Origin of the sequence: Streptomyces melanogenes, assembly GCF_014649795.1 — a bacterium.
In the GTDB taxonomy this organism is placed as follows: domain Bacteria; phylum Actinomycetota; class Actinomycetes; order Streptomycetales; family Streptomycetaceae; genus Streptomyces; species Streptomyces noboritoensis.
This window is the reverse complement of sequence record NZ_BMTS01000008.1, coordinates 185,814-200,845: the sequence shown is the minus strand read 5'-3', so window position 1 is coordinate 200,845 and position 15,032 is coordinate 185,814. Positions and strand designations below refer to the sequence as shown.

Here is a 15,032-nt window from a genome sequence, read left to right as displayed (position 1 = left end):
GTACGTACCGTCACCGTACGCCGACGTGTCGGATGGTGAGATCTGCGTTTCGCCATGTGGACAGCGCGGCGTCGTCCGCCGGGCGCGCTCCGGGGCAGCCGGGCGCCGTCGAGTCGGCACTACCGGCGAGGCGGAACAAGCCGTAGCGTCGGGTGCGTTACCCCTGCCGAGCAAGGAAGATCACTTGGGAGGGCACTATGGGTGAGGTATCGATCCGGTACGTGGGCGGGCCGACCGCCGTCGTGGACATCTGCGGCGTCCGGCTGGTCACCGACCCGACCTTCGACGCTCCGGGCGACTATCCGATCGGCACGGACCGCAAACTGGTGAAGACGGCGGGACCGGCCGTCGAGGCCGACGAGACCGGGGCGGTGGACGCGGTGCTGCTCTCGCACGACCAGCACCCCGACAACCTGGACGAGTCCGGGCGCGCCTACTTGGCCCGGGTGCCGCTCGTCCTGTCGACGCCCGCCGCGCACGGCAGGCTCGGGGACGCGGTGACGGCGCTGCCCAACTGGGAGACGTACGAGCTCGGTGAGCGGCTGCGGATCACCGGGGTGCCCGCGCTGCACGGGCCCGAGGGCGCCGAGGCGCTGGCCGGTGAGGTCACCGGGTTCGTCCTGCACGGCGACGCGGTGCCCACCGTCTACGTCAGTGGCGACAACGCCTCGCTGGACCACGTCCGCGCGGTCGCCGAGCGCTTCGGCCCGGTCGACGTGGCCGTCCTCTTCGCCGGGGCCGCGCGCACCCCGCTCTTCGACGGCGCCCCGCTGACCCTGACCAGCGAGGCCGCCGCCGAGGCCGCCCAGATCCTGGGCGCCCGCCATGTGGTGCCGCTCCACTTCGAGCACTGGGGCCACTTCAGCGAGGGCGCGGACACCCTGACCGAGGCGTTCGCCGCGGCCGGACTGAGCGAGCGGCTGCGACTTCTGAAGCCGGGGGCTACGTTCACGGATTAAGGCTCCGGTGGAGGTGCGTGGTTCCTTCGGCTGCGGACCGTGGGTGGCTGGTCGCGCAGTTCCCCGCGCCCCTGAAGGGCGCGGTACCCGCGCATCCCCGTCACGCGCGCACCGGCGGCCGGTACACCGTCAACGCCTCCGGCAGTTTGTCGACCGTCAGTTCGCCCTCTATGCGGGCGACTTCCCCGTCGTACGCCACGGGGGTGTCCGGTGCGAGTCGGGCGATGCGTAGGCGGCGCATGCGCTGGGCCGCGTGGACGGGGGAGCGGCTGAGCGGTCCGGCCAGCGCGGCCGCCAGCAGTCGGAAGCCGGGCAGTCGGCCGCCGTGCACCACGCGGACGTCGAGCAGCCCGTCCGCCAGGTCGTAGCGGTGCGCCGGGGCCGGGCCCAGGCGCTGGTAGATGCAGTTGCCCGCGAACAGCAGCCACAGCGCGTGCGGCTTTCCGCTCAGTTCGGCCTCCAGGGGGCGTTCGCCGCGCAGCACCTCGTACGCCGCCAGGACCCCGGCCGGCCAGCCGCCGATCCGGGGCGACCAGCGTTCACGCAGCCGCACCAGCTCCGGGTAGACGCCGAGGCTGAAGGTGTTGACGAAGTATCCGGCGGCGGCGCCGTCCGGGCCCGGCGTGAACCGGCCGAGGTCCACCTTCACCGCGTCGCCCGAGGCCAGCGCGCGGGCGGTGTCCTGGACCTCCTCGATGCCCAGGTCGTACGCGAAGTGGTTGAGCGTGCCGCCGGGGAACACCGCGAGCGGCACGCCGTGCCGGGCGGCCGCCACGGCCGCCAGGTTCACCGTGCCGTCGCCGCCGCACACCCCGAGCGCCCGGCCCCGCAGCGCCGCCTTGTCGAGCGCCCCCGCCAGGTCCTCCGGGGCGCACTCCACCACCTCGGCCAGCGGCAGCGCGTCGCGCACCGCCGCGGCCTTCGCGGCGGCCGTGCCGGAGGCCTCGTTGACCACGACCACCAGGTGCTCGCCGTCGGGCAGCGCGGGCGCGTCCGTGTACGGCCGCCCGGGCGCGGGCAGCTGGCGCCGGGTGGGCACCAGGCCCCGTACCGCGAACGCCGCGCCGACGCCGAGGGCCGCGCCCACCAGGACGTCGCCCGGGTAATGGACTCCCGTGTACACCCGGGAGGCGGCCACCGAGAAGGCGATCGGTGCCACCGCCGCGCCCCAGCCCAGCGACTCCAGGGCCACCCCGGTCGCGAAGGCGGCCGCCGACGCGGAGTGCCCGGACGGGAAGGACGTGGTGATCGGCTGGTGCTTCAACTGCCGTACCAGCGGCACCAGGTCCAGTATCGGCCGGGGCCTGCGCACCGACCGCTTGACCACTGTGTTGACGGTCGCCGAGGCGAGTGCGAGGGAGGCCACGCCGCGCAGCGCCGCCCGGCGTGCCCGGGGCGAGCCGGTGGCCGCCATCGCGGCGGCGGCGCCGAACCACAGCAGCCCGTGGTCGGCGGCCCGGCTCAGCCGGGGCAGCACGGCGCGGGCGCCGGGCCAGTTCCGGTCGGCGGCCACCCGGAACAGCGCCCGGTCATGGGCGCCGAGGCTGCGGGGCACGGTCCGGACGGACCGCCCGGCGGCGGGCGGCAGGGGCGGTACGGACGTCAGGGACGGAAAAGACATGGCCCATGGGTACCCGCACGCGGCCGGCGCAATCCGTGGCAATCCGCGCTTGAGCCGTACGCCCCGGTCGGGAAGAGTGGTCCCATGGACTCTTCTGCGTCTGCGGACCACGCCCAGCTCCTCGACCGCCACCGCGAGGCCATCGCCTTCTTCGGCTCCCGTGTCCACGCGGTCCGGGCCGACCAGTGGGACCTGCCCACGCCGTGCACCGAGTGGACGGTGCGGGACCTCGTCAACCATCTGGCCGTCGAGCAGCTGTGGGTGCCGCCGCTGGTCGCGGAGGGCCGCACCATCGCCGACGTCGGGGACGCCTACGACGGCGATGTGCTCGGCACGGACCCGGTGGGCGTGTGGGAGTCGGCGCAGGCCGCGGCGGTGGCCGCGTTCGCCGGGCCGGGCGCGCTCGACGGCACGGTCGAGCTCTCGTACGGCAAGACGCCCGCCGCCGCGTACTGCTCGCAGATGGTGGCGGACGCGGTGGTGCACGCCTGGGACCTGTCCCGGGCGATCGGCGCGGACGAGCGGCTGCCTCAGGACCTGGTCGACGCGACGGCGCGGGAGTTCGGCGGGTACGCCGACCAGCTGCCCCGCAGCCTCTTCGACGCGCCCGTGGCGGTGCCCGAGGGGGCCGACGCCCAGACGCGGCTGCTCGCGATGCTCGGCCGGACCGTCTGACGGCGTATCAGCGCAGCTGAGGGGGGCCGGACCGGTCGGCCGGCCCGCCTTGCCGGGGCACCTCCGGCCAGCTCTGCGGGGCCGCCCGGCTGATGTCCCCGAGCGGCGAGCGGGGGTCCTGGTGGGCGGCGACGTCACCGAGGCTCAGCATGCCCAGCGGCCGCCCGCCCTCGACCACCGGCAGCCGGCGCACCGCGTGCCGCCGCATCAGCCGCACTGCCGTCACCAGCTCGTCGTCGGGGCCCACGCACACCGGTGAACGGGTGCACACGGACTGGACGCTGACGGTCAGCGGATCGGCGCCGTCGGCCACCGCGCGCAGGGTGATGTCCCGGTCGGTGAGCACCCCGATCAGCTGGTCGCCCCGCGCGACCAGCACGTCCCCGATGTCCTGGGCGCGCATCAGCTGGGCCGCTTCGACCAGCGAGGCGTCGGGCCGTACGGCCGCCACCCCCGCCGTCATGACCTCCCGCACGTACCGTGCCATCGCTTTCCGCCTCGTCTCCGTCTCGGCTCCGTCCCGGCGCAGTACCCCGCCCCGCCCCGTCCATGCCGGACCCGGGGCGTTTGGAGCGGATGACCCCGGGCAGGCGCTCAACGTGCTTCGGACCGGAGGCACGTCCGTGGGAGCGGCTGTCCGCTCCGGGCGTGCCCGTGTCGACGGCCGGGGCACCCGGCGCAGCCCTCCCGGCGGTAACCACCATCCGAGACCACCGTTCAGGGAGCTGTCCCACATGCGTACTCACGCACAGGCCACAGCCAAGCACCCGCACGACGACGCCCCCGATACCGCCGCCGCGTTCGCGCGGCTCGCCGCCCTGCCCGCCGGACCCGAACGGCACGCGCTGCGCCAGGACCTGGTCCGGGCCTGGCTGCCCATGGCCGAGCGGCTCGCCGGCCGGTTCCGCAACCGGGGCGAGGCCCTCGACGACCTGCGCCAGGTGGCCGCCCTCGGCCTGGTCAAGGCCGTCGACCGGTACGACCCGGAGCGCGGCGCCGCGTTCGAGAGCTTCGCGGTGCCGACCATCACCGGCGAGCTCAAGCGCCACTTCCGCGACCACATGTGGACCCTGCACGTGCCCCGCCGCGTCCAGGACCTGCGCGGCCGGGTCCGCGCCGCCCGCCAGGAGCTCATGCAGACCGCCGGCGCCCGCAACCCCTCGGCGGCGGACATCGCCGCGCACACCGGCATGACCGAGGACGAGGTCAAGGCCGGACTCGAAGCGCTCGACAGCTTCTCCGCGCTCTCCCTCGACGCCGAACTGCCGGGCGCCGAGGACGGCTACAGCCTCAGCGACTCGCTGGGCGCCCCCGACCCGGCGCTCGACGTCGTCGTCGACCGCGAGGCCGTCAAACCGGGGCTGCGCCGACTCCCGCCCAGGGAGCGGCAGATCCTCTACATGCGGTTCTTCCGCGACATGACCCAGAGCAGGATCGCCGAGGACCTGGGCATCTCCCAGATGCACGTCTCCCGGCTGATCAGTCGCTGCTGCACTCGGCTGCGGGATCAGGCGCTGCGGGAGCAGGCTCCGGCCGATCGTCACCGGGTGGAGCGGGACGCCGCATAGCCAGCGCCACATGACGGGACATCACGTCCATCGCCTGCGCCTCGGCCATGGAGAACGGCCGGGCCGGCCCCGTACGGAAGAGCGTCAGCACGCCCTGTACGGGGCCGGGCGCGCCGAGCGGTACGCACAGCAGGGACGTCACGTCGGCGCGGGCCAGGACCGGCGCGCCCGAGGGATCGTGGCCGAACCCGTCGGTGTCCTCGGGCTGCACCTGGAGCGAGGTCGCCCCCGCCCGGGCCGCCTCCGCGACCAGTGGGGCACGGGCCGGGTCCTGCCCGGCGACCGCGTGGCGCAGCGCGGCGTTCTCCTCGGCCGCCGGGCCCAGGACGGCCACGCGCCGCAGCCCGCCGTCCACCGCGTCGGCCACCACCCACTGGGCGAAGCGCCCGCACAGCACCCGGGCGGCCGTGGCGAGCACCTCGGTGCGATCGCCGGGCGGCAGCCGCAGCAGCGCCGCCGCCATCGTGTCCACCAGGTCCATCAGCCGGGCGTGCCGCGTCGACTCGGCGAGGTCGGGCACCTCGGGCGGCGGGGCGGCGGCCGAGGCCGCCCGGGATATCCCCGGCTGGAAGACCACCAGGACGGCCGGATGCGGCTCGTCCGGCGGCCGCAGCGCGGTCAGGGTGGCGAGCAGCGGCTCCTCCGGGCGCTGCTGCAGCCGTACGGTCAGGCCCCGGTCGCCCTCGCCGCGCGCCACGGCCGCCGCCTGCGAGCGGAACGCGGCGCGGTCGCCGGGCATCAGCAGGGCGGCCAGCGGCCGTCCGGTCGCGTACCCGGCGCGGGCGCCGGTCAGCCCGGTGGCCGCGAAGTTCAGCCTGCGCACCACTGTCTCGCGGTCGACGAGCGCCACCGGCAGCGGCATCCGCTGGAACAGCGCCTTGAGCAGCAGCCGCTCCTGCCGGTCGCCCGGCGAGCCGGGCGCGCCCGCCGCCTCGGCGACGAACTGCTCGTAGCGGGGCCACAACTGGTCGACCACGTGCTGGAGTTCGAAGAGCGCGGCGTCGAGGACGGTCAGCCGCTCCCCGTCGGACTGCGAGCGCGCGGTGCGCAGCTCGCCCACCCGTCGGACGAAGTCCGCCAGTTCCTCGCCGAAGTCGTCCGCCGTCCGCGTCATGGCAGCAAGTTAGCCGCTCGGACCGTTTCCCGGACCTGGGGCGGGGAAGGCGCGGTTCAGGAGGTTCTCCCATGCTCTTGGAGCCGGAACGTCGACGACCGCACTCCGCCTCCCCCGTGGGCCGGCTCTCCCGGCTCGCCGAGCAGTCGGTGCGCTGCGCCCCCGCCGCCTGCGGCGCCGTGGCGACCATCGCCGACAGCGGCCCCGACAGCCGGGTCACCGCCACGCACCCCGACCTCGCGCCGCTCGCCAGCGTCCAGCTGGCCTGCGGCGACGGGCCCATCCCGACCGCGCTGGACGTCGGCGCGCCGGTGGACACCGAGGACCTGCTGACGGAGCGCCGCTGGCCCGGATACCGCGCCCTGGCCCTGGAGTCGGGCGTACGGTCCTGCGTCACCCTCCCCTTCCGCCGCTCCGGCATCGACGTCACCCTCAGCCTCTACAGCTTCCGCCCCGGCTCGCTCGACGACGCCGTGGGCGGCCCGGTGAGCATCCTCGGCGAGGAGACCACCGCGGGGCTCGTCCGCGACCGCCGCTACCACGCGGCCCTGGCCGAGGTGGAGCAACTGGAGACGGCGTTGCGTTCCCGCGCGGTGATCGACCAGGCCAGCGGCATCGTGATGCACGTGCTCGGCTGCGACGCCGAGGAGGCCTTCGCGGTGCTGCGCACCGTCTCGCAGCACGCCAACCGCAAGCTGTCCGAGCTCGCCGCGGGCGTGGTCCGCACCAAGGGCCGCGGCCTGGAGGACGAGCTCGCCGCCGTCCCCCGCGCCGTCTGACCGCCGACCCGTCCGGCACATCCCCGTGCGCATGCGGAGCGGCGCCGCCGAGCAAACCTCCGTATAAAGGGCTTCAGGGGCCGCGAAGGGCTCAAGGTGCCGAAACGGCGGACCGCAGGGCGCGAAGGAGGCGGCGCATGCACGGGACGGTGGCGGAAGGCCGGGGACCCGTCCGCTACGGACCGCCCGCACCCGGCACCGGGCTGCCCGTCCTGCCCGAGCTTGCCGGCGTCCTGGCGGGCGCCGCCGGACGCACCGCACCCGAACCGCCCGGCGGCGGACCCCGGCTGCGCGAGGCCGCCTGCGGCTACTGGCGGCGGCGCGGGCTGCGCGGCGACCCCGAGCTGGTGGCCGCCGCCCCCGGCGCCCCGGCGCTCCTGTTCGCCCTGCTCGCCTCGTACGGGGGCGACGTCCTGCTGCCCCGGCCCTGCCCCGCCTGGTGGACCCCGCAGGCCCGGCTCCTGGGGCGGCCCGCCTACCACGTGCCGACCCCGGCGGAGTGCGGCGGCGTCCCCGACCCGTACGCCCTCCTGGAGACCGTGCGCCGGGTGCGCACCGAGGGCGGGGTGCCCCGGCTCCTGGTGCTCTCCGTCGCCGACGACCCGACCGCGACGGTCGCGCCGCCCGAGACCGTACGGGAGGCGTGCGAGGCGGCCGTGGGGGAGGGGCTGCACATCATCAGCGACGAGACGTGGCGCGACACCCTGCACCACCCGCACGACACGGTCTTGTTCAGCCCCGCCGAGATGTGCCCCGACGACGTGACCGTCCTGTCCGACCTGTCGGGCGCGCTCACCCCGGCCGGGTGGCCCGCCGCCGTCGCCCGCTTCCCGGCCACCGAGCGCGCGGCCAGGGCCAGGGCCCGCACCCTCGACGTCCTCACCGCGCTCGGCTCGGTCGTGGCGGGCCCGATCGCCGAGGCCGCCGCCCACGCCCTGGGCGAGCCGGACCCGGTCGAGGTCCGGATGGGCCGGGCCGCCGCCCTGCACGGCGCCCTCGCCGAGGCGGCCCACCGCGCGGTCCTCGCCGCCGGGGCCTTCGCCCGGCCCCCGCAGGCCGGCCGCCACCTCTACGCCGACCTCGGCCCGCTCCGCAACCGGCTGGCCGCGCGCGGGGTCACCGACTCGATGGAGCTGGAGGAGTACCTGACCGGCCGGCTCGGCGCCTCCGCCCCCGGCGGCCACCGCTTCGGCGACGAACTGGGCGCGCTGCGCGCCCGGCTCGCCACGGGGCCGCTGGTGGGGGTGACCGAGGAGGAGTGCGCGCGGACGCTGGCGGCGGCGGAGCCGCTGGAACTGCCGCACGTGCGGCGGGCGTTGGCCGCGTTCGGGGAGGCGCTCGACGGGCTGTGACCCCCGCCGGGCCACCGCAGCGCCCGGCACGCCGCCGCAGTTGGACCGCCACCGGACAGGAGCCGCCTCGATGACGGAACAGACGGATCAGACGGATCAGTCGGGACAGACGCAGGAGTCGGACCGGGCCCTGCGCCCGCGGACCGCCCCGCCGGTCACCGCGCCGCCCCCGCGCCCGCTCGGCGAGCACCGCCGCTGGCCCCGGTCCTTCGCCGACCGCCTCTCCGCCCCGCTGCCCGGCGTGCGCGCGATGGCCCGGCTCGCCAGGGAAGGGGCGCTGCGCCCGTCCCCGCAGGGGCTGCGCGGCATCGCCGAGCTGCCGTTCGCGCCCGGGCCGCTGCCCGCCGTGGACACCGCGACGGTCGCCGTGACCTGGGCCGGGCACGCCAGCTGGGTGGTGCGGATCGGCGGCCTCACCGTGCTCACCGACCCCGTCTGGTCCCGCCGCATCCTGGGCACCCCGGCCCGGCTCACCCCCGTCGGGGTGCGCTGGGAGGACCTGCCGCCGGTCGACGCCGTCGTCATCAGCCACAACCACTACGACCACCTGGACGCGCCCACCCTGCGCAGACTCCCGCGCCGCACCCCGCTGTTCGTCCCGGCGGGCCTGGCCCGCTGGTGCAGACGCCGCGGGTTCACCCGGGTCACCGAGCTCGACTGGTGGGAGTCGGCCGAACTGGCCGTGCCCGGACGGGAACCCGTGCGGTTCGACTTCGTCCCCGCCCACCACTGGTCCAAGCGCTCCCTCACCGACACCTGCCGCTCGCTGTGGGGCGGCTGGGTGCTCGGCGACCGCCGGGGGCGGCGCGTCTACTTCGCCGGGGACACCGGCTACGGCCACTGGTTCAAGGAGATCGGCCGCCGCCACCCCGCGCTCGACCTGGCCCTGCTCCCGATCGGGGCGTACGCGCCGCGCTGGTGGCTCCGCGATGTGCACGCCGACCCGGAGGAGGCCGTCCAGGCGTGCGAGGACCTGGGGGCGCGGCGGATGGCGCCGATGCACTGGGGCACGTTCGTGCTCTCCGCCGAGCCGGTGCTCGAACCGCTGGCCCGGGTGCGGGCGGCCTGGGAGCGGACGGGCCGCCCGCGCGCGCATCTGTGGGATCTGCCGGTCGGCTCCTCGCGGGTGCTGGCCGCCTGACCTACTTCGGGTGCGGGGCCTCGGCCGGTTCGGCCGCCGCCGCCCTATGCCGCAGCCTGCGCCACACCGTCGGGGCCGCGCTGATCAGCAGCGTCAGCACGACCGCCGCGACCACGCCCTGCCACGGCTCCGGGAAGAGCGAGCCGCCCAGGATGCCGATGAGTCCGTACGCCCCGGCCCACGCCACACACGCGGGCACGTCGCCGCGTACGAACGTGCGCAGGGGCATCTCGCCGAGCAGGCACGCCAGCATCACCGGGATCCGGCCCGCCGGGACGAGCCGGGAAAGCACCAGGACCGCCGCCCCGTGCCGGTTCAGCTTCTCCTGGGCCTGCTCCAGGCGGTCCGGCGCCGCCCGCTCGCGCAGCGCCGCCAGCCACCGCGACCCGCCGCGCGAGCGCACCCCGCGCTGCCCCAGCCAGTACAGGCCGACGTCCCCCAGGAACGCGGCGAGCGCCCCTACCCCGAAGACCAGCAGCAGCGAGAACCACGCCGTCTGGTGGAAGGCGACCACCGCGGCCGTCGACACCAGCGCCCCCGTGGGCACCACCGGCACCAGCGAACCCAGCACCACCAGGATGAACAGGGACGGATAGCCGAGCGCCTGCTGGGTCGACTCCGGCGGCACCTGGCCCGCCGCCCGCGCCAGGAACGCGGCGATCACCGGGCGACCTCCGGCCGTACGCTCTCGCCGTGCGCGAGCCGGTGCACCGTCACCCCGGGCGCGAGCCGGGCCGCGTGGCGCACGAAGTCGTCGCCGGGCGCGTGGAACTCGTGCGGGCGCACCCCGTCGAGCCCGATCGGCCAGTACGTGCCGTAGTGCACCGGCACTGCGGCCCGCGCCCCCAGCCGGGCCAGCGCCTGGGCGGCCCGGCCCGCGTCCAGGTGCCCGGGGCCCAGGTGCGGACCCCAGCCGCCGACCGGGAGCAGGGCCACGTCCACCGGGCCGACCTCCTCGGCCATCTCGTCGAAGAGCCCGGTGTCCCCGGCGAAGTAGGTGCGTGCCCGGCCCTCGATGACATAGCCGAGCGCGGGCGCCCGGTGCGGGCCGAACGGCAGCCGCCGCCCGTCGTGCCGTGCGCTCACCGCCCGTACGCGCAGGTCACCGGCGTCGACCAGGTCCCCGGCGCGCACCTCGGTGAGGCGCAGGCCGAGCTTGCGCAGGCCCGGCACGGCCCGGACCGCGCCGTGCGGCACGACCAGGCGGGTGCCGGGCGCGAGCCGGGCGAGCGAGGGCAGGTGCAGATGGTCGGAGTGCAGGTGCGAGACCAGGACCACCTCGGCGACGGCGGCCTCGGGCGGCGGCACCGCCCCCCGCCGCCTGCGCAGATGCGCCAGGCGCCGGGCGAACAGCGGATCGGTGAGCACCCGCATCCCGGAGTCCTCGACCGTGCAGGTGGCATGACCCCACCAGGTGATCTCCACCGGCACCCGAAATCTCCTCCGCTCGAAAACCACCGCGCACGCTGTTGTGTACGAGCCTAAGTGTCGGGGGGCGCACCGGACCGGGTCCGGGGTAGGCATCGGTCAGAAGGGAAGGCCCGGCATGATCATGCACTCTGAGCAGTGCCCCCGCTGCGGCGGGATACTCGCGGTGACCCAGGACGGCTGGAAGATCTGCCACTCATGCGGCTACTCCTCGCCGCCGTGAACGAGGAGTAGGGTCGGCACCACAAACGAAGGGCATGGGGGTCGGTCATGGGTGACGTACGAGTGGCGGCGATCGCCAGTCTGACCCCGCTGGAGGAACTCGACCTGGACCCCTTCCTGGTGGACACCCGCAGCCAGCACGAGATGTGCGCGCGCTGGGCCGCCGACAAGGGGTACGTCGTCACCCGGCAGCTGCTCTTCTACGGCCTGCGCCCCGACCACCTCGGCCTGTGGGCGGACGTGGAGGCGGGCCAGGTGGACCTGTTCGTCGCGCCCAACGAGCGCGTCCTGGCCCGGGCGTTGACGTCCGTGCCGGACTTCTCCGCCGAGTGCGAGCGGCGCGGGGTGCGCCTGGAGACGGCCGGGCTCGACGAACCGTCGTACGACGCCGCCAAGAAGGCCCACATCCACCGCAGGCTCTCGATGCCGACCGCCGGGTACGACGGCTGCTGACCCGAGCGCCGCCCGCCGCGAATCAAATTCGTCGGCCGGTTTCCGCCCCTGTGACACGCTGGGAGGGAACGGCTAGGCGAGAGGCAGTGACGAGCGGCGTGAGCACAGGGCGATGGCGGACGGCGGGCAGCGCCCTGGTGCGGGTGATCGTGGTGTGGGCGGTCTCCACGCTCACGATGATGGTGCTCGCGGGGATCCTGCCCGACTTCCGGCTGAAGTCCGCGGGCGGCGACAGCATCACCCGCGTCGCGCTCACCGCAGCCTGGGGCGCGGGGGCGTTCGGTCTGCTCAGCGCCCTGGTGTGGCCGTTGGTGGTGCGCGCGTTCCTGCTGGTCCCGGCCCTGGTCCTGGGCCTGCTGGTGTTCTTCCTCAACGGCTCGCTGCTGCTGATCGCGCTGAGCCTGATCCCCAGCGGGCGCGGCGCGGCCCAGCCGGAGACCGCGGTGGTGGTGGCCGCCGCGATGTCGGCGGTCGCCTCCGCCACCTCCACCGCCCTCGCGGTCCGGGACGACAACGCCTACCGGCGCAGGCTCTCGCGCCTGGCCGACCGGCGCCGCCGCAGACGCGGCGACGGGGACCGCGGCCCCGAGACGCCCGGCACGGTCTTCCTCCAGCTCGACGGCGTCGGCCACGACGTGCTGTGCCACGCGGTCGGCGCCGGTCTCATGCCGACCGTCGCCGGCTGGCTGGAGCACTCCCACCGGCTGACCCCGTGGCGCACCGACTGGTCCAGCCAGACCGGCGCCAGCCAGCTCGGCATCCTGCACGGCTGCACCTTCGACGTGCCCGCCTTCCGGTGGTACGAGAAGGAGACCGGCGAGCTGATGGTCTCCAACCGCCCCGCCTCCGCGGTCGAGCTCCAGCGCCGGGCCGTGGAGCGCACCGGCGACGGCGGGCTGCTCACCGTCGACGGCGCCAGCCGCGGCAACCTCTTCTCCGGCGGCGCCGACCAGCTCGCCCTGGTCCTGTCGATGGCGGCCCGGCGCGGGCGCCGCAACCGGTCCCGGGCGGGCTACTTCGCGTACTTCTCGGATCCGGCCAACGCCGTGCGCACCGCGCTCTCCTTCGTCGCCGAGGTCGGCCGCGAGCTCGGCCAGTCCACCCGCGCCCGGCTGCGCGGCGATACGCCGCGCGTGCGGCGTGGCGGGCTCTACCCGTTCATCCGGGCGTTCGCGACCGTCGTCGAGCGCGACGTGGTGGTCGCGGCGGTGATCGGCGACATGCTCGCCGGACGCACCGCCGTCTACGCCGACCTGGTGGCGTACGACGAGGTGGCCCACCACTCCGGGCCGCGCGGCCGGGACGCCCAGAAGGTCCTGGAGCGGCTTGACCGGTCGATCGCGCTGCTGGCCAAGGTCGCCGAGCACGCCCCGCGCGCGTACCGGATCGTGCTGCTCTCCGACCATGGGCAGAGCCCGGGTCAGACGTTCCTCGGCGCCTACGGGCTGACCCTGAAGGACCTGGTGCGGGCCGGGTGCGGGCTGCCCGTGCCGCGCAGCGCCGGGCGCACCAAGAGCGGCGCGGAGGCGCGGGACGCGGTGCGGGTGGCGCTGCACCGGCCGGTCCCGGGGAACGGGGAGGCGGGGCCCGGCTCCGACCCGATCGTGCTCGCCTCCGGCAACCTGGGCCTCGTCTCCTTCCCGGACACCGAAGGGCGGCTCAGCCGCGAGGAGATCGACCGCCGCCACCCCGCGCTCCTGCGCACCCTCGCCGGGCACCCCGGCATCGGGTTCCTCCTGGTGCGCAGCGAGGAGCACGGCGCGCTGGTCATAGGCGGCGCGGGCACCGACAGGATCCACGAGGTGCCGCTCGCGGAACTGGAGGACGGCAAGGGCCCGTTGACCGGGTTGGCGCCCGGCGCGGCCGACGCCGTCCGGCGCACCGACACCTTCCCGCACACCGCCGACATCATGGTCAACTCCATGTACGACCCGGTCACCGGCGAGGTGCACGCCTTCGAGGAGCAGATCGGCTCGCACGGCGGACTCGGCGGCGAGCAGGCGCACCCGTTCCTGCTGTCGCCGCGCGAGCTGTCGGCGCCGGTCGCCGACGGCGGGCAGCTGGTGGGCGCCGAGCAGGTGCACCACGTGCTGCGGCGCTGGCTGCGCGAGTGCCTGGGGCCGCAGGTGCCGGTTTCCGCCGCCACGCAGATTCCCCGGTCCGAGAGCGAAGCGGACGGACCATTTCCGGTTGAAGGGGCCGCTCTGCGGGACAAATCCGCGTGATTTTGAGCGGGGTCCTCCGTACCCGACCATGAACGGGTTTTGGCACGGAGAGAGGCGCACCACCCCATGACCACGCAAGAGACCCAGAGCAGGCATGCCCGGCAGTTCGGATTGCCGGTGGCGACCGCCCTGGTCATGGGCAACATCATCGGCGGCGGGATCTTCCTGCTGCCGGCGTCGGTCGCCCCCTTCGGCACCATCAGCCTGCTCGCCTTCGCGGTCCTGACCGTCGGCGCGATCGCGCTGGCGCTGGTCTTCGGCCGCCTCGCCGAGCGGCTGCCGCAGACCGGCGGACCCTACGTCTACGCGCGCGAGGCGTTCGGCGACTTCGCCGGGTTCCTCGCCGCCTGGTCGTACTGGATCACCACCTGGGTCTCCAACGCGGCGCTCGCGGTCGCGGCCGTGGGCTACCTCGACGTGCTGATACCCCTGCACGGCAACAAGGCGGCGACCATCGCGGCGGCGCTGACCCTCCAGTGGCTCCCCGCGCTCGCCAACCTCGCGGGCACCCGGTACGTGGGCGCGGTCCAACTGGTCTCCACCGTCCTGAAGTTCGCGCCGCTGCTGCTCGTCGCGGTCGGCGGGCTGTTCTTCTTCGACCCGGCCAACCTCGGCCCCCTCCAGGCCGACGACCACAGCGCGATGGGCGCGGTCTCCGCCTCGGCCGCGATCCTGCTCTTCAGCTACCTGGGCGTCGAGTCGGCCGCGGTCAGCGCGGGCGAGGTCCGCGACCCGCGCCGCAACGTCGGCCGCGCCACCATCCTCGGCACCCTCGGCGCCGCCCTGATCTACCTCCTGGGCACCCTCTCGGTCTTCGGCACCGTGCCGCACGACCGCCTGGTGACCTCCACCGCGCCGTTCACCGACGCCGTCGACGCCATGTTCGGCGGTGGCTGGGGCGGCGCCGCGGTCGCCGTCGCCGCGCTGGTCTCCATGGTCGGCGCCCTCAACGGCTGGACCCTGCTGAGCGCCCAGACCCCGTACGCCGCGGCCAAGGACGGCCTGTTCCCGCAGGCCTTCGCCCGCAAGAACCGGGGCGTGCCCACCGTCGGCGTCCTGGTCACGGTCGTCCTCGCCTCGTCGCTGACCGTCTACAACTACACGGCGGGCTCCAAGGGCGTCTTCGAGATGCTGGTCCTGGTCACCACCTTCACGGCGACCGTCCCCTACCTCCTGTCCACCGCCGCCCAGATCTACTTCCTCGCCTCCGACCGCGCCGACCGCGTCCACCGCGGCCGCCTGATCCGCGACGGACTGCTCGCCGCCCTCGCCGCCGGCTTCTCCCTCTGGCTGGTCGCCGGCTCCGGCTACGCGGCGGTCTACCAGGGCGTGCTGTTCCTCTTCGCGGGCGTCCTGGTGTACGCGCTGCTCGCGGCCAGGAAGCAGCGCCCGCAGGAGGAGGCGGCGGCGGACGCGGTGGAGCTTCCCGAGCAGGCCGTACGGGAGAACGCCCGCGCGTAAAGGGCTGCGGGGCGCTGCCGTTCACCCTCAAGGG

At 75.2% G+C, this 15,032-nt stretch carries 14 protein-coding genes; 9 read left to right on the top strand and 5 right to left on the bottom strand.

The features are described from left to right. Window positions 1–197: 197 nt before the first annotated feature. Window positions 198–959, top strand: coding sequence for an MBL fold metallo-hydrolase (locus IE252_RS19345; RefSeq protein WP_190090693.1), 762 nt, complete (start codon window positions 198–200; stop codon window positions 957–959). Window positions 960–1,059: 100 nt separating this feature from the next. Here IE252_RS19345 and IE252_RS19340 read toward each other — a convergent pair whose 3' ends face one another. Beyond that, window positions 1,060–2,580, bottom strand: coding sequence for a bifunctional phosphatase PAP2/diacylglycerol kinase family protein (locus IE252_RS19340; RefSeq protein ID WP_190090692.1), 1,521 nt, complete (start codon window positions 2,578–2,580; stop codon window positions 1,060–1,062). Window positions 2,581–2,664: 84 nt separating this feature from the next. Between IE252_RS19340 and IE252_RS19335 the strand changes: the two genes are divergently transcribed. After that, window positions 2,665–3,255: a TIGR03086 family metal-binding protein gene (locus IE252_RS19335; RefSeq protein WP_190090691.1), complete on the top strand. Its 591-nt coding sequence runs from the start codon at window positions 2,665–2,667 to the stop codon at window positions 3,253–3,255. A gap of 7 nt (window positions 3,256–3,262) precedes the next feature. Here the strand turns inward: IE252_RS19335 and IE252_RS19330 are convergent, their stop codons facing one another. Next, entirely contained in the window at window positions 3,263–3,742 is a 480-nt protein-coding gene (locus tag IE252_RS19330; protein ID WP_190090690.1) for a CBS domain-containing protein, read from the bottom strand. A 247-nt stretch (window positions 3,743–3,989) separates the two neighbouring features. Here IE252_RS19330 and IE252_RS19325 point away from each other — a divergent pair, with 247 nt between their 5' ends. Then, window positions 3,990–4,823: an RNA polymerase sigma factor SigF gene (locus IE252_RS19325; protein WP_190090689.1), complete on the top strand. Its 834-nt coding sequence runs from the start codon at window positions 3,990–3,992 to the stop codon at window positions 4,821–4,823. Here IE252_RS19325 and IE252_RS19320 read toward each other — a convergent pair. Beyond that, window positions 4,735–5,937 (bottom strand): PAS domain-containing protein, encoded by a 1,203-nt coding sequence (locus IE252_RS19320; RefSeq protein WP_190090688.1) that lies wholly within the window; start codon window positions 5,935–5,937, stop codon window positions 4,735–4,737. The two genes, IE252_RS19325 and IE252_RS19320, sit on opposite strands and share 89 nt — an antisense overlap. A gap of 71 nt (window positions 5,938–6,008) precedes the next feature. On the opposite strand from IE252_RS19320, the gene IE252_RS19315 reads away from it, so the two are divergent. The 3 genes from IE252_RS19315 (at window position 6,009) to IE252_RS19305 (ending at window position 9,209) form a co-directional block, all read left to right on the top strand. Beyond that, complete coding sequence (locus IE252_RS19315) at window positions 6,009–6,716, top strand: ANTAR domain-containing response regulator (protein WP_190090687.1); 708 nt, start codon at window positions 6,009–6,011, stop codon at window positions 6,714–6,716. A gap of 137 nt (window positions 6,717–6,853) precedes the next feature. Then, window positions 6,854–8,068, top strand: a complete 1,215-nt coding sequence (locus IE252_RS19310) for an aminotransferase class I/II-fold pyridoxal phosphate-dependent enzyme (RefSeq protein WP_190090686.1) — start codon at window positions 6,854–6,856, stop codon at window positions 8,066–8,068. Between the two features lie 70 nt (window positions 8,069–8,138). Further along, entirely contained in the window at window positions 8,139–9,209 is a 1,071-nt protein-coding gene (locus tag IE252_RS19305) for an MBL fold metallo-hydrolase (RefSeq protein WP_190090685.1), read from the top strand. 1 nt (window position 9,210) lies between these two features. Here IE252_RS19305 and IE252_RS19300 read toward each other — a convergent pair whose 3' ends face one another. Then, window positions 9,211–9,870 (bottom strand): DedA family protein, encoded by a 660-nt coding sequence (locus IE252_RS19300; RefSeq protein ID WP_190090839.1) that lies wholly within the window; start codon window positions 9,868–9,870, stop codon window positions 9,211–9,213. Then, window positions 9,870–10,640 (bottom strand): MBL fold metallo-hydrolase, encoded by a 771-nt coding sequence (locus tag IE252_RS19295; protein ID WP_190090684.1) that lies wholly within the window; start codon window positions 10,638–10,640, stop codon window positions 9,870–9,872. Before IE252_RS19295 ends, IE252_RS19300 begins: the two co-directional genes overlap by 1 nt. Window positions 10,641–10,907: 267 nt before the next feature. Here IE252_RS19295 and IE252_RS19290 point away from each other — a divergent pair, with 267 nt between their 5' ends. The 3 genes from IE252_RS19290 to IE252_RS19280 all read left to right on the top strand — a co-directional run bounded on the left by IE252_RS19290 (window position 10,908) and on the right by IE252_RS19280 (window position 14,998). Continuing rightward, window positions 10,908–11,312, top strand: a complete 405-nt coding sequence (locus IE252_RS19290; protein WP_190090683.1) for a recombinase family protein — start codon at window positions 10,908–10,910, stop codon at window positions 11,310–11,312. Between the two features lie 98 nt (window positions 11,313–11,410). Then, on the top strand, window positions 11,411–13,537 hold the full coding sequence (locus IE252_RS19285; RefSeq protein WP_190090682.1) for a phage holin family protein: 2,127 nt from the start codon (window positions 11,411–11,413) through the stop codon (window positions 13,535–13,537). Window positions 13,538–13,603: 66 nt separating this feature from the next. Beyond that, a complete protein-coding gene (locus tag IE252_RS19280; protein WP_190090681.1) occupies window positions 13,604–14,998 on the top strand; it encodes an amino acid permease in 1,395 nt (464 codons plus the stop codon). Window positions 14,999–15,032 lie beyond the last annotated feature (34 nt).